Annotated in this window: 9 protein-coding genes; 3 read left to right on the top strand and 6 right to left on the bottom strand. The window is 43.6% G+C overall.

The features are described from left to right. Nucleotides 1-171: 171 nt before the first annotated feature. The 6 genes from F824_RS0113140 to F824_RS0113100 form a co-directional block, all read right to left on the bottom strand. Complete coding sequence (locus F824_RS0113140; RefSeq protein ID WP_019598365.1) at nucleotides 172-1,746, bottom strand: SulP family inorganic anion transporter; 1,575 nt, start codon at nucleotides 1,744-1,746, stop codon at nucleotides 172-174. 859 nt (nucleotides 1,747-2,605) lie between these two features. Beyond that, nucleotides 2,606-3,319, bottom strand: a complete 714-nt coding sequence (locus F824_RS0113130) for a hypothetical protein (RefSeq protein WP_139189820.1) — start codon at nucleotides 3,317-3,319, stop codon at nucleotides 2,606-2,608. 277 nt (nucleotides 3,320-3,596) lie between these two features. After that, entirely contained in the window at nucleotides 3,597-4,100 is a 504-nt protein-coding gene (locus F824_RS0113125) for a thermonuclease family protein (RefSeq protein ID WP_019598362.1), read from the bottom strand. Between the two features lie 528 nt (nucleotides 4,101-4,628). Continuing rightward, a complete protein-coding gene (locus F824_RS0113115) occupies nucleotides 4,629-5,750 on the bottom strand; it encodes an endo-1,4-beta-xylanase (protein ID WP_019598360.1) in 1,122 nt (373 codons plus the stop codon). Between the two features lie 189 nt (nucleotides 5,751-5,939). Then, nucleotides 5,940-8,081 carry an alpha-glucuronidase family glycosyl hydrolase gene (locus tag F824_RS0113105; RefSeq protein ID WP_019598358.1) on the bottom strand — a complete coding sequence of 714 codons (2,142 nt, stop codon included), beginning with the start codon at nucleotides 8,079-8,081 and terminating at the stop codon, nucleotides 5,940-5,942. 86 nt (nucleotides 8,082-8,167) lie between these two features. Continuing rightward, complete coding sequence (locus F824_RS0113100) at nucleotides 8,168-9,202, bottom strand: LacI family DNA-binding transcriptional regulator (protein WP_019598357.1); 1,035 nt, start codon at nucleotides 9,200-9,202, stop codon at nucleotides 8,168-8,170. A gap of 757 nt (nucleotides 9,203-9,959) precedes the next feature. Between F824_RS0113100 and F824_RS0113085 the strand changes: the two genes are divergently transcribed. The 3 genes from F824_RS0113085 to F824_RS0113065 all read left to right on the top strand — a co-directional run bounded on the left by F824_RS0113085 (nucleotide 9,960) and on the right by F824_RS0113065 (nucleotide 14,955). After that, entirely contained in the window at nucleotides 9,960-11,348 is a 1,389-nt protein-coding gene (locus F824_RS0113085; RefSeq protein ID WP_019598354.1) for a glycoside hydrolase, read from the top strand. A 235-nt stretch (nucleotides 11,349-11,583) separates the two neighbouring features. Next, on the top strand, nucleotides 11,584-12,750 hold the full coding sequence (gene uxuA / locus F824_RS0113070) for a mannonate dehydratase (protein WP_033405356.1): 1,167 nt from the start codon (nucleotides 11,584-11,586) through the stop codon (nucleotides 12,748-12,750). Between the two features lie 561 nt (nucleotides 12,751-13,311). Then, nucleotides 13,312-14,955 carry a sodium/sugar symporter gene (locus F824_RS0113065; RefSeq protein ID WP_026333696.1) on the top strand — a complete coding sequence of 548 codons (1,644 nt, stop codon included), beginning with the start codon at nucleotides 13,312-13,314 and terminating at the stop codon, nucleotides 14,953-14,955. The last annotated feature ends 2 nt before the right edge of the window (nucleotides 14,956-14,957 follow it).

Here is a 14,957-nt window from a genome sequence, read left to right as displayed (position 1 = left end):
AAGCGGGATATTGCGGCCCGTTATTGTGTCTTGAATAATGTTCTTTTTCCTCAATTGCAGCCGGAAAGCAAAAATTGGTTTTTTGGTTAAGTCCACAATTTGCGCACTTTACAAATAGTGATTGTAAGTCATCTCTCAGAAAACCGGATGCTGCTTGACACAACTTGCATTTTAGCCCACCCAAAACACTTTGGATTTGTTTCTATCGGTCAAGCCAATCAATTCAAGTTTGATGTTTTTGTATTGGGCGCCTTGTTCGAAATCATCGATGATGTCATAAATATCCGGATGGATAAAGATGGATTTGCTGCCATCGATGACGACCGTATGGTTGTTGGGAATATGGTCCAAAAATAACATAATATCGGCCTTGTTGAGGAAGGTGACCTCTTCGGCCAGTTTGATGATTGTTTTTTCCTCGCCTTCATGGCTGACTTTGTTGTATAGATAGGCGTTTTTGTAATTGTCTCTTAGGACAAAGAAAACGGCCACAGTACCCCCTACGATAATTCCCGTGATCAAATCCGTAAACAAAACGGTCACGATAGTGATGATGAACGGCAAAAACTGCTTTTTTCCTTGAACAAAAACAGATTTGTAAATGGGATAACTTGTCAATTTATAACCCACCACAAACAAAACAGCAGAAAGTGCAGCCAGTGGAATAAGATTGAGGATGGTCGGAATCAGCGCCACACAAACCAGCATGATGAGGCCATGGGTGATGGTCGCAGTTTTGGTCCGGCCACCGGAGTTGACATTGGCGGAGGTCCTTACGATCACGGCGGTGATGGGCAATCCACCGATCAATCCAGCCACGATATTACCGATTCCTTGCGCTTTCAATTCTCTGTTTGTAGACGTTTTCCTTTTGTAGGGATCCAATTTGTCACCAGCCTCTGTGCTCAACAAGGTTTCCAAACTGGCGATAAAGGTGATACTCAAAGCAATCGTGATGATCTGGGGATTTCCAATCTGGGAAAAATCCGGGAAGGAAAAGAAACCGAAGAATTCACCGAAATTGGCTGCACTGGGAAGTTGAACAAGATTGTCCGCTCCCAAAACCAATTCAGGGAAATAAAAATTGTACAAGGCACTTAATCCAATTGCTGCAATTACTGCCGCTAAAGCAGAAGGGAAAAACTGGAAAAAGACCATTTTTTTCATTTGAGGCCTGTCCCACAAGATGATAATGGCCAAGGAAACCAATGTGATAATGGTTGAACCCCATCCGATGTTCTGTAGTGTGTACACGATCGTGGAGAATGTATTGCTTCCATCAGCCTGGTTGAAGGATTCAACACCCTCAAAAACCTTGTTGATTCCCAAGGCATGGGGGATTTGCTTGAGAATCAAGACCAGTCCAATTGAAGCCAGAATACCCTTGATCATGGCATTTGGGAAGAAATAGGCGACTGTTCCCGCTTTGATGTACCCAAGAATGATTTGAAAGATTCCCGCCAAAACGACAGCCACCAAAATGGCCTCGTAACTTCCCAATGTTTGCACTGCAGTATAAATCACCAATGCAACACTGGCAGCAGGTCCACTGACATTGATGCTGGAACCACTAAGGAATCCAACCACGATACCCCCAACGATCCCGGAAATAATACCAGCAAAAAGCGGAGCGCCTGAAGCCAAAGAAATTCCGAGACAAAGTGGCAGGGCGATCAAAAATACCACCAAACCGGCGGAAAGATCAGTCTTAAAATGTTTTTTGTAGGAGGTAGTATTTGTTTCCATAGGATTGGAGATGGGGAATTGGTTTTGGGGAATTAAAGTACTGTTCAAAAAGAGCTCACAACATTTTCAGGTGAGGTACTTCGTGGAAAGCTTAGCTGTGCTGAGATAAAATAGCCGCAGTAAAAAGGGGGATTGGCTTAGAGAATTGAACAAAAACTTACCGCAGCTGGAAGGATATTTACATGTTTTCCGTAATAAATATTTATTTTCCTTAAAATTAAAGTGCAAATGTACTGATTTATTGGTGCTTTTAAAAGGGAAAGTTTATGATCTAAGGGGGGGCTATCAGGGGACACGGTTCCGTGGATTTCAATGTGGAATACAGGAGGTGGATGGGAAATTATTTTGGATCCAGCAGGGAAATTTCAATCGAGCCTTTGGGCCTTGGTTTTTATTGGAACGGGGAGCAGCAGATTGTTCGTGTTTAACCCGTTTTATGCATTACGAACTCAATTCATTAATGTGATTTACTGATAATCAATTAGGTATTGATTATTTTTGACTTCAGCCTATTGGTGTCGGGAATTATTCTCCCAATAGTTTGATTTCCTTGTAGTTTCAACCCCATTTGGAAACTTATTGCATATTTCGGGTTTAACCCGTTGCTGTCGGGTTTGAATAAATTTTGTGCATCATCAATCCAGTTATAGACTGTAAATTCCTAATAATCAGTTAGATGTTTACTTTTTTTGACTCCAGCATCTTGGTAGCATGCATTATTCTTCAATGAGTCTGATTTACTTGTAGTTGTAACCCTCATTTAAAAAAACCAATGTATGTTTAGGGTAAAAATCCAGATATTTGCAGATTTGTCCACGATTCTTAGGGGGTACAATTTTAAGCTTTCAAAAAAAAATCACTACCAAGATCTGCCGAAATATCTTTTGATTACAATCTGGAATTGTCCCATCATGTCTGGTTTGATTCGTTTGGTTTTCATGTTGTTGCCGTCCAATCCAGAATCTAAAGCGGTAAAAAGTGAGAAATCAAAAGAATAATCCCAGTCGCTTTCCAGGTTTGTGCTGACACCAACCCTGAATGGCAGGTAAGCCAATGTGGTGGATTGTTTTGATTTTATGATTTCCCCTTCCAATAAAATCTCATTTTCAATTCTTCCGTTCTTGAGCACCTCCTGATCTCGATTGACATACATGACACCGAGGCCAAGGCCTGCATAGAAGTTGGCGATTTCACCGGCTCTTCCCGGAATGTTCGGGTTGAAATTGACAACCGACATGATGTCCCCAAAGTATGCATTTCCCTTGAAATCGAAGGCTTGGTCATTGTCACCCCACCGCACCACCCTTCCAGTGTTCAATGGATCATATCCACCACTGTTGAGCATTTGGACACCAAAGGTGGCCCTCAAGTCCATGATATCCGCAATTTGGTTGTTGTAGGCAAGAGTGGCAGAAGGCAGGATTTTGAATTTAAAGGCAGTGTATTCCCCGGCATTGTCGCCATACAACATGGAGGGGCCAATGCCAATAGATATATGGTCCCTGATATATTGGGCATTTGAAATTTTCAGGGTACATAACAAAATCAGGATTGAAATGAATGTTCTCATCATACCGGTTATACAAAAAAAGGAAATTAAAAATATAAAAAATCATGTTTAAAGGCTAATTAAACATCCCTAAATAATTTTAAGTTGAAATAATATGAATATATTTAAACCCATGACCAATTGAATTGCAGCCTGTAATTTTTTAAAAATCAATGAATGAAGAATCGCATTAGGCAAGCTCCCTTGGTATATGGGTTGGTTTTTGGCTTCCGTTCCAGTTCAATTCATTTCGAGGTATTGGCAAAATTGTTCAAAGACGCTGGATGCAACTGTCCTTCTTTCAAGGAATATTCCAAAGCCCTTTTTTCTTTTTTCGTGCCATTCTTTGGAGATCGACAAAGAGATCAGCGTGTTTGACGTTGGGGGGGATTGTCATGACAGCGGCATAGCCTTCCTTCACCAAATGTGCATTCAAAAAAGTCCCGTCCTCCAAGTAAACATAGGCAAGGGTTCTTTTGTAGCGGTCGTATTTTGCCACATCATATTCCAGGCGAACCCGCTGGCCATCGAGAAGGTTTTTGACAAAGTCGGAGGCTTCCTTTCCGTAATGTCCGATTTCCTTGTTTTTGGACCGTCTTACTTCCGGAGTATCTACCCCGATCAACCTGATTTTTTCCCGCTCACCTTTTTTGTTGATTACCCAAAAAGTATCGCCATCGACGACCTTTTCCACCTGAAAGAAATCATCATTTTTCGCAGTTCCATTGGTGGCATCGAGATTCCCCGCAATAGAGAATATCAAGAATATTAAAAAAAACCAAGAAAGAGATTTTTGGAGATGCATGGATAAAGGAGTTTTGATCAAAATGAGTGTGGAAGTCGGCGAGGTCTCAAAAGTAATCCCAAAATGCTCAAATTCACGAAAAAGGGATGGATTAAACCATGTCACGCATGAACAATTCTAATCCGGCCTGAAATTGCTGCATATTCTTCAGTAGATTCTGATTTTTGACTTCACCCTATCAGCAATCTGTGGTATGCTCTTAAGAATTTGAATTTTTTGCAATTTCAACTCCAATAGGAAACCCATTGCATTCATCTATCGGGTTAAACCCGTTTTATGCATTGCGAACTCCATTTAATATTTTAATTTGCTGATAATCAATTAGGTGTTGACTATTTTTGACTAAATCCTATTGGTGTCGGGAATTATTCTCCCAATAGTCTGATTTCTTTTTAGTTTCAACCCCATTTGGAAACCTATTGCATATTTCGGGTTCAACTGAATGTGGCAATCAGAAAGGAAGACTTCAGGGAGATGTTTAAGAGAGATCCCGCACCAGAAACTAGAGGGTATAAAGGGGAAATATTTTTATCTGAGGACGCCAAGAATTTCTTTCAGCACCGCTTCTTTCTCTTTGTACTCCTTGTCAAAAGGCAGGGGATAAGCGGTTCGACCTTTGATTGGCCAGTTGTTCAACCAGCTGCCCCCATCGTTGACGCCCCAAAAGGTAATCCGGCTGATTTTGTCACTGTGTTTGACAAAAAGCGCAAAAAGCGCAGCATATCTTTTGGCAAGCTTTTCCTGGATTTCTTGGGGTAGTTCGTTTTTGTAGGGGTTGTATTTTTCATCCGCCTCAAATGTGGCGTCAATATCTGCCCCTTGTCGGTTGACGGGATTAGGGAGGACATCGATATCTACCTCCGTAAACATCACCTGGAATCCAGCCGCTGCGATGGCAACGATCGATGCTTCTATTTGGTCCAAGCTTGGAGAGTCTAGCCCATAATGCCCCTGCATCCCAATTCCGTCAATCTTTATTCCTTCGGAACGCATTTCTCTGGCCAAGGCGATTGCAGCTTCTCTTTTTTCAGGCTTCCACATGTTGTAATCGTTGTAATACAACTCTGTTTCGGGGTCTACCTGATGTGCTTTTCGGAATGCCGCCTTGATGAAATCCTTTCCAGCGGCATTGTACCATTTTGAAGTTCGGTACTGGCCATTGTCGAAGAACACTTCGTTGACCACATCCCATCCATGGATACGCCCCTTGTATCTGCCCGCTACCGTTTCGATATGGTCTTCCATTCTTGCGATCAATTCCTTTTTTTCAAGCAATTCTCCATTGTCATTTTCAAAGACCCAATCAGGGGTCTGCTGGTGCCACACCAAGGTATGCCCGACAATAAAAGCCCCCAATTGCGCTCCCATTTCCACAAATTGATCGGCTGGGGTGAAATTGTAAACGCCCGGCATGGGATGTACAGGACCCCACTTCAGTAGGTTCTCGGGAGAAATACTGCTGAAGTGTTTTTCCAATACGGGAAGTGCCGCCTGGTCCATTCCTGAGACTTGCCGGTTATTGACCGCTGCACCTATTAGGAAATGGTCTTTGAATGCAATCTTCAGGCTGTTGTCTACCGAAGTGGATTTGGGAATGAATGCCAACAAGACAAATGAAATTAAAATCAAAAGGGAAATTCGTTTTTGCATCGTAAAGAAGGATAGGGTTAAAATCATCTCGCAATTAAGGAGCTGTCTTTGTCATTGATTTTTAGAGGAATCGATTGGAAAAGTACATCCGCATGAGACCAGTTGGTTCCATGTACTGGTTCCAATACGAAGGATTCAAGCCAATTCAATACAAAAATGGACCAACTGTATGTTGGTCCCACAAATTCCTCAACCGTTGCCAGGAACAAATTTCGGATTGAAATTCAAGTAGTAATCCAAGTCGTGTTCTGGTTTGTCCACACCATCTGGTAATGGCATTTTAGAAAACTGTTGGAAATAAAGTAAGCAGGCATCTCTCCACCAAACAGCTTCTTCGGCTTGGATTTTCATAAAGGAAAGTACATGTTTGAATCTTTCAGCATCTACATGAGCTTCCATCGATTCCCAGATGGCTACGTTGGCTTTTGCTTCTTCGACCCCCTTTTGGTAATGCAGTGCGATACCGTCCCACAAAGTATTTCCATTGGCCAGTCGGTGGTCCCAAGGCAAGTGATGGAACCAAAGCAAGAATTTTTCCGGTGCAGTTTTCAGGTTTCCCCATTCTTTTTGGATTTCCGGGGCATATTGGCCCAAGGCATCGCTGCCTGATGCGGTTCTGTCAAAACCAACACCTTTTTCGGTTGCTTTGTGATAATAGGTAGCCGTCCAGTCATCTCTTCCGCCACCAGTAACCCATGGCCCAGGTCCATAATGATGGCCCCTTGCCATGATGTGGTGCAAGCCCAGAGGGGTCATGTAGTTGACCACCATTTCATGCGAGGCCAACATCATTTTCTGAATGGGCTCTGTAAATTTTTTATCGGTAGTGAAGGTGAGTTTCAGCCACTCTTCGGCGATATCGGCAGAACGCGTTTCCGGATCCCATGCCAGCTTGCCGAAGGCAAACCAATTCGCTTGATGGAAATGGTGTCCGGTCCAGTTGCGGTCTGTCCCGATATTGGCAACGCCCGCCATGGCAGTCAAGGGATATTTGTGCAGGGAACCGTCGATTACCTTGCTGACCAAGCTTCCCTTTCCATTGGCATAGGTGTCACTTTTCAGGGTTTCTTCAAACATGGGGGCTAAAAATGCCAGGTGTGTGTCGTGACCCAGGTATTCTTGCGTGATCTGGAATTCCATCATCAAGGGCGTCTTGGGCATAGCGCCAAATAAGGGATGGAAAGGTTCTCTGGGTTGGAAATCTATGGCTCCGTTTTTGACCTGGACGATGACATTCTCCCTGAATTCCCCATCGATTTTTTTAAACTCATTGTACCCTTGTTTGTGTCTGTCATCGGGCGTTTTTTCATTGTAGACAAATGCGCGCCACATCACGATTCCACCATAGGGTCTAACCGCATCGGCAAGCACATTGGCGCCTTCCGCTTGGGTTCTCCCATAATTGTGGGGTCCCGGTTGTCCTTCAGAATCCGCTTTCACCAAAAAGCCGCCAAAATCAGGGATGTATTGGTAGATTTCCTTTGTTTTTTCTTTCCACCAAGCTTGTACTTCGGCGTTGATGGGATCAGCGGTGGGAAGTCCACCGATTTCCATTGGGGAAGAAAACCGTGCCGTCAGGTAAAGCTTGATGCCATACGGACGGAATGCATCGGCAAGTGCTTTGGCTTTCGCCAAATATTCAGGTGTCAGAACCAGGGCATTTGCGTTGACATTGGTGACCGAGACGCCGTTGATCCCGAGAGAAGCATTGGCTCGGGCATAATCCAGGTATTGCTGGTCGATGTGCCGGGGCAAACGGTGCCAGTTCCAGATACTGGAACCGGAATAGCCGCGTTCTACGGATCTGTCGAGATTGTCCCAGTGGTTGAGTACCCGATGTTTGATTTTTGGGGAATTGCTAAGTCCTGTATTGGGGATTTGTTCGCCTGTCTGGATGGTTTGCAAGAGTTTGAAAGTGCCATACAACAAACCGATTTCCGAATTGGCGGTGATCAGAATTTTGTTTTGGCCCGCTTCGCTGAATTTTTTGATCAAGTAACCTTCCTCGCCCAATACAGCCATTTCTTCAGGTGTGGTATTTTTGTTGATCGCCGGATCTGTATCTTTAAGGGCAATGATCAACTTTGGGCTATTGCTATCCTTTTGCAGCGTGGCCGGGCCAAAAAATCCCGATCGTGCAATTTCGAGTTCTGTTTTGATGATGGATAGGGTCGGGGATTCTCCGGGTACCCGTGCATTTCCAAGGATTTCCCGGTATTCACTCTTGGGGTTTTCCAAGGGGTAATACTGGAGCCAAAGTTTGTAACCGTCATTGGCCATCAGCAGGTAACTTGCCAAAAGCAAGGTGAAGGTTAGGAATGATTTTTTCATGCTTTTGGGTTTAGGTTTTAAGGATTTGAGAGGATGCTCCACCAACTTCCGTAGCAGTTGGATCACATCGTTTGGGTTGATGTATTTTACTGTTCTTTTTTTCGTTTCGAGGAATCCCGGATGATCAGTTCTGATCTCAGGGTGATTTTGTTGGTATTGGTAAGAATCCCTATTGTTTGCCCTTCCAAATGATTGATTAGGTTTTTCATCGCCACTTCTCCCATTTCAAATCCGGGATAGTTAACCGTGGTGATGTTGGGTTCGATCAATCTGGAAATGACGTCATTGTTGAAACCAACTACGGCGATGTCTTCCGGGATTTTTATCCCTTCCAGTTTAAGGTGTCTGATGCAGCTCGCCGCGCAGGCATCGTTAGACACAAACAAGCCGTCCGGCAATGGTTTCAAAGCCATGATTTTTTTGACTATAGCTTCTCCCGCTTCCTCATTGAGGTCGGAGTAGATAACCAATGCGTCTTCGAAGGCAAGGCCTTTGTCCAATAGTGCGTATTTATAACCTTTCAATCGATCCGCATAGACGTTGATTTTGATATTGCCAAGGACATGGACGATTTTTTTGCAACCCTGCTCTATCAAATGGTTGGTGGCTTTGTAAGCAGCTTGGATGTTGTCAATGGTGACTCCAGTGCAATCCTCACACTCGGCGATCCTGTCAAAGAAAAGAACGGGAGTGCCTTTTTTCATAAATGGCTTGAAGTGGTCGATCTTTTCGGTGTTGGCGGCCAAGGAGACCAGAAGTCCATCTACCCGGCTGTTAAACATCGTGTGGACATTGGCTATTTCTTTGTCGTAAGATTCAAGGGATTGACTGATGATCAGGTTGAATCCCGCATCTGTTGCCACTTTTTCCATTCCAGCGATGACCGAGGATTGGAAACTGCTGTTCAGTCTGGGCACAATCACACCGATGTTGTGTGTTTTTTTGCTCCTCAGGTTGGCGGCAAAAACATTGGATTGATAGCCCATTTTCAGTGCTGCCTCAAAAATCCTCATTTTTGTTTTTTCCTTGACGGCCGGATGGTTATTGAGGGCCCTGCTGACGGTGGTGGGGGATACACCAAGGTCCTTTGCGATGTCGTAGATGGTTATTTCTTTTTCCATGGTTATTGATTGGAATGCTTTATCGGGAGCATGTGCCTGATTGATTTTGATTGCATTCTCTTGGGTAAATCAAGATACCTTTTTTATTCAATATTCGCTTTTCCTTCTTTACTGGGAAAAAGCGTGGTTTTCAAAAGTATCTGATTTTAATTTTATTTCAAAATAAAAATATGAAATCGGTTGTATTAAATTTATTATTTTGTTTTTGATCTCAATTCAATTTTTTGAGTTTATAAAGTGAATAAAAGAAAGCTATTATTTTTCTGTCGGCAAATCGTTTTAGGGTTTTTATGGAGCGCAATGAATTTAAAGTCTTAAAAGCTATGCTGCAACTCGGTCCAATTCTGTTGGGATTTAGAAGTCAAGCTTGATTGTCCAGGATGATAATATTGTCAATTCTACTTAAACGATCTTAAAAACTGAAAATAGCGTCTGTTTTGTGGGATAACGGAACAAAATTCCAATTATTAATTTCAAGAAATTGGAAGGATTGAACCGCTGTTGAATTTTTATAAAATAAAAATATGAAATCGGTTGCAAAAATAAATCGATTTCCTCAAGTTTATGGGCGCAAATCGTACCAATTGACCATCTTCCCATTGCCGAATCAACCTTGTCACGGCCGTAGGGCAGGAAATTGGAGCAATTGGAGGGATAGAATTGGCAATGCACAACAAGGGTTTAATCCTCCGTATTTGATCATTCCGGGGGTTCACAAAGTCATCTGCTGTTTTTCTATTTTTAAAATCAATATAACATGAAGTTTAGTTTAATAAATACTTTCTTTTTTATTCTTGCCCTGGGCGCCGTGGGTTGTGGCGCCGAAATCTCCGTGGATCCAGCACCCAATCCAAGCCCAACTTCACCACCTGCTGCCACCGCTGATATCCTTGCCAATCCCAACGTGACCCATCAGGAAATGATCGGTTTTGGGGGAGCATTGACCTGGTGGAGTGATCGGATCGTTTCCAGTCCCAAATCGGAGGAAATCTATGCATTGATTTTTGATGATTTGGAAATTGATATCCTCCGGCTAAAAAACTGGTACTACCCAAGTGATTATCCCAACAATAAATCGCCGGAACAAATGGTCAGCAACGGTGACCTCACGATGTTCAACGCCACCAATGTTTTTTATGAAAAAGCCAAAACCCGCAACCCGGATATTGAAGTCATGCTGTCTTCCTGGGGACCTCCAGCAGCCTTGAAAAGCAATGACAATTTAAGGGAAGGAACGCTGAGAAAAGATGGAGATCGGTTTATGTACACCGAGTTTGCCCAATATTGGGAAGATATTTTGGACAATATTGCCTTTTCGCCGGATTACCTGAGCATCCAGAATGAACCGGGTTATGTCAACGCTGGCTGGACAACCTGCGCATGGGCCGCAACAGAAAATGAAGCCATGGCAGGCTATGACAAAGCCATCGAAAGTGTTTGGGAGAAAATAAAAAACAGAGCGGAAGTCCCGAAATTGATAGGTCCCGAAACCGAAAACCAAACCGCTTGGAGCAATTTCATGCCCTTCCTTGCCCAGAAGGATTACATTTCCCATTATGGCTGGCATCCCTACAACTTCAACGAGGGCACACAGATCGAGCACACAGACCTATGGTTGGGAGATATCAAAACCAGATTTGGCAACAAACCCAATATCATGACGGAATATTCCAATATGTCTTGGTTCAAGACCGGAAGATTCATCCACAGGTCCCTGACATTGGCCAATGCTTCGGCCTATGTTTATTGGGAGTTGGTCTGGGGTGATCCCAACCGGACAGATTTCCCCTTGATCAATATCGATGCCTCCGGAAATTACAATACCACCGGTTACTATCATTTGATCAAACATTTCTCTAAATTTATCCACAAGGGATATCGGAGGATTGAGGTGACTTCCAGCATCACTTCCCTGGAGGTGTCTGCCTATATCAACCCTGCGGGAACCCAAATCACCTATGTGATTCTCAATCCCGATTCGCGGGAATTGGATTACAAAATTAAAGTGAAGGACAAAGTGGTAAGTGGTCTTAAGGGGTTTCAGAGTACCGAGGGGATTTACTTTCAAGAAATCAAAAACCTTAGTCCGGATTCCTCCATCAAAATCACCCAAAACTCCATCACCACGATCGTAGCTGATATTTGATGGAGTGGCTTGAAAGGAGGAATGCTTGTCAGGGTCAATTCCTGGAAAAACGGTCTTGATCCAATTGGGAAACGCTTCCAACAATTGCATCCAAGATGAAGGGTAAAAATGCAATTTGAATCTGCCAGCAAAATGAATCCAGGGAATAGTCAAATGCGCATGGCTGTCAAGATTTCCTTGGGCAAACACAAAAAGTATAAAGTAAGATTTTAGAATGATCAATAAAAAAGGTTCTATGAAGTTAACACAATCTTGGCGCTGGTACGGACCAAATGATCCGGTGTCCTTGTCCGATATCCGTCAGGCTGGCGCTTCGGGCGTAGTGTCCGCTTTGCATCAGTTGCCACATGGAGAAATCTGGCGAGAAGATCAGATCATGGAACGCAAAAACATGATCGAAGCTGCTGGTTTGGAATGGGTGATCGTGGAGAGTTTGCCGATTCACGAAGCCATCAAAACCCGAAATGGGGATGTGGAGCACTATCTGGAAAACTACCGGATTAGCCTTCGGAATCTTGCTGCTTGTGGACTCAAAACCATCTGTTACAATTTCATGCCGGTCTTGGATTGGACCCGAACGGACCTTGCCTATGCGTTGCCCAATGGGGCAAAGGCACTTTATTTTGATTGGACGGACATTGCTTTCTTTGACCAACATATATTGAAAAGGGCAGGGGCAGAAAAAAGTTACTCCCCCGAAATAAATGCGGAACTGCTAAAAAGGCTGGACGAATTTGACAATGAAAAAAGAAGACAACTCGAAGAAGTCGTCTGCATGGGCGTGCCCACCGAAGGCAGCGTCAGTGTGGAATCCCTTAGGGAAAGCCTGGAAATTTACCGGCCCATCGGGAAATTGGGCTTGAGGAAAAACCTTGCTTATTTCCTGGAATCCATTGCAGATGTTTGTGAGGAAGAAGGGATCAAGATGACGCTGCATCCCGATGATCCACCTTTCCCGATTTTGGGTCTGCCTAGGATCGCCTCCAACCTCGAAGATCTCCAATGGATACTCGAAGAGGTGGATAAACCTTTCAATGGCATTTGCTTCTGTACAGGTTCATTGGGTGCTGGACCTTTCAATGACCTTCCCAGAATATTGCGGACCATTGGAGGCAGGGTTTATTTTGCCCACCTGCGAAATGTGAAAAAGGATGCTTTGGGAAATTTTCATGAATCGGACCACTTGGAAGGCGATGTGGATATGGTGACGGTGATGCGGGAATTGGTGCGGCTCAACCAAGAACGTTCCGAGCCGATCCCTTTCCGACCTGATCATGGACATCAAATGCTGGATGACCTCGAAAAAATCACCAACCCCGGCTATTCGGCCATCGGAAGATTGAAGGGGCTGGCAGAACTGAGAGGATTGGAGTTGGGGATTTTGTCCTCCCAGAACCAATAAACCCCGAAATATGCATTGGATTTCCAAATGGGGTCGAAACTGAAAGAAATTCACATCACTGGAAGACTAATTCCTGAAGATATGAGCATGACGCCAAAAATTGTAAAGGAACGTTGATCATCAAGGGATTTCAGGCTGGTACTGAATGGGCAATGCACCATACGGGTGGAATACAAGAAATCTGGTCTGAGGAGAAACAGACTTATGAGATAGGCATTTCTATTTGTTTCTCAAATTCTTGTCTTCAGGTCTGTGAGGGTACAAAACTGTGGTTGGAGAGCAATTCACCTGTGGGTTTCAAGCATTAGCGTCCAGTATTTTAAGAGATTTTCAATTCAAGCAAATCTATGGTATTGTTGGGATAGTGAAATAAAAACAAACTAAAAATAAAAAATGAATCGATTATATTGGGAGCACCTCCTTTTTTCCCTTATAAAGAGAAGGTTTTGTTTAAGATCGTATGGGAATGTCCAGCATAATTATCAAAAAACTTCAAAATCATAGTTTGAAAAGTTTATCTTTGAAATTCTCAAAATCAAATAACCCCAACCTCGTTTACTTATGTTATTAGAACCTTTAGACCTAGCAGTATTCATAGGGTATTGCCTACTCATTATCGGCATGGGTCTTTTTGTCTCCAGGGAGAAAAAAGGCCATGTCAAAAACTCACAGGATTATTTCCTTGCCTCTAAAGCACTTCCTTGGTGGGCTGTAGGGGCATCGCTGATCGCATCCAACATTTCTGCTGAGCAGTTTATCGGGATGTCGGGTTCTGGATTTGCCCTGGGTTTGGCCATTTCCACTTACGAATGGATGGCGGCGATAACCTTGTTGGTGGTTGCGATTTTCTTCCTGCCGATTTACATGAAAAAGGGTATTTATACAATGCCTGGATTTTTGCTTGACCGATACGATACAAGGGTTAGGACCACGATGGCCATTTTCTGGTTGTTGTTGTACGTTTTTGTCAACTTGACCTCTGTCCTTTATCTGGGTGCTTTAAGTTTGAACACGATATTGAATGTGCCAATGGTTTACGGGATCCTTGGTTTAGCGGCTTTTGCCATGGTTTATTCCATCTATGGTGGTTTGAAGGCAGTTGCCTGGACAGATGTCGTTCAGGTTTTCTTTTTGGTTGCGGGTGGATTGGCCACGACCTACATCGCATTGACGATGGTGGGATCGGGCAGCGCTTGGGATGGAATTACTTTGTTGAGAAATGAAGTTCCCGGACATTTCTCCATGATCCTTTCCAGAGGTGAAATGATGATTCCTGACGGACAGGGAGGCACAAGGGATGCTTATCAAGATCTTCCCGGCATCTCCGTTTTGGTCGGGGGCATGTGGATTACCAACCTGAGTTATTGGGGATTTAACCAATACATCACCCAAAGGGCTTTGGCGGCAAAGAATTTGGATGAGGCGCAAAAAGGGATGATTTTCGCAGGTTTCCTGAAATTGTTGATGCCCTTGATCGTCGTTATTCCAGGAATTGCAGCATTTGTGATTGTACAGAATGGGATTGATGTAGGGTTTGTCGAATCGATGAAAGATCCTGTGACAGGCATCATCAAATCGGATAGGGCTTATCCTACCTTGTTGCAGTTGTTGCCTACGGGCTTGAAAGGATTGGCATTTGCAGCCTTGACTGCTGCGATTGTTTCTTCGCTTGCTTCGATGGCGAACAGTACTTCCACGATTTTCACCATGGACATTTACAAGAAATATTTTGGTCAGAATGCGTCTGAAACCAAGCAAGTAAAAGTGGGAAGGATTACCGCGGCAGTTGCGTTTATTGTGGCTGCACTTGTTGCCCCGGCATTGGGACAATTGGATCAGGCCTTCCAGTTTATCCAGGAATATACCGGATTTATCAGTCCAGGTGTTTTTGCCATCTTCTTTTTCGGGGTTTTCTGGAAAAAAACCACTTCCAATGCGGCCTTGACAGCAGCAGCATTGAGCATTCCGCTTTCGGTTGTGCTCAAAATAGGCTTCCCAAATCTTCCATTCCTGGATAGGATGGGGGTTGTTTTCTTGGTTCTAGCCTCCTTGATGATTATCATCAGTTTGGTAGAAGGAAAAGGCAAAGACCATCCAAATAGCATTGAAATCTCCAAAGACCTGTTCCAAACCAGTACAGCTTTCAAGATTGGTGCTTTTATCATTGTAGGGATTACAGCAGCACTATACATCGTGTTCTGGTAAAA

The sequence above is a fragment of the Rhodonellum psychrophilum GCM71 = DSM 17998 genome, assembly GCF_000381545.1.
GTDB classification, from domain to species: Bacteria; Bacteroidota; Bacteroidia; order Cytophagales; family Cyclobacteriaceae; genus Rhodonellum; species Rhodonellum psychrophilum.
The sequence above is the reverse complement of the archived record's forward strand: the minus strand, read 5'-3'. Positions and strand labels throughout refer to the sequence as shown.

Excerpts from the sequence above, each read along its gene's own strand:
- F824_RS0113100 (WP_019598357.1), bottom strand. The coding sequence starts at position 9,202 with ATGGAAAAAGAAATAACCATCTACGACATCGCAAAGGACCTTGGTGTA.
- F824_RS0113140 (WP_019598365.1), bottom strand. The coding sequence starts at position 1,746 with ATGGAAACAAATACTACCTCCTACAAAAAACATTTTAAGACTGATCTT.
- F824_RS0113085 (WP_019598354.1), top strand. The coding sequence starts at position 9,960 with ATGAAGTTTAGTTTAATAAATACTTTCTTTTTTATTCTTGCCCTGGGC.
- F824_RS0113115 (WP_019598360.1), bottom strand. The coding sequence starts at position 5,750 with ATGCAAAAACGAATTTCCCTTTTGATTTTAATTTCATTTGTCTTGTTG.
- F824_RS0113125 (WP_019598362.1), bottom strand. The coding sequence starts at position 4,100 with ATGCATCTCCAAAAATCTCTTTCTTGGTTTTTTTTAATATTCTTGATA.
- F824_RS0113105 (WP_019598358.1), bottom strand. The coding sequence starts at position 8,081 with ATGAAAAAATCATTCCTAACCTTCACCTTGCTTTTGGCAAGTTACCTG.
- F824_RS0113130 (WP_139189820.1), bottom strand. The coding sequence starts at position 3,319 with ATGATGAGAACATTCATTTCAATCCTGATTTTGTTATGTACCCTGAAA.
- F824_RS0113065 (WP_026333696.1), top strand. The coding sequence starts at position 13,312 with ATGTTATTAGAACCTTTAGACCTAGCAGTATTCATAGGGTATTGCCTA.
- uxuA (WP_033405356.1), top strand. The coding sequence starts at position 11,584 with ATGAAGTTAACACAATCTTGGCGCTGGTACGGACCAAATGATCCGGTG.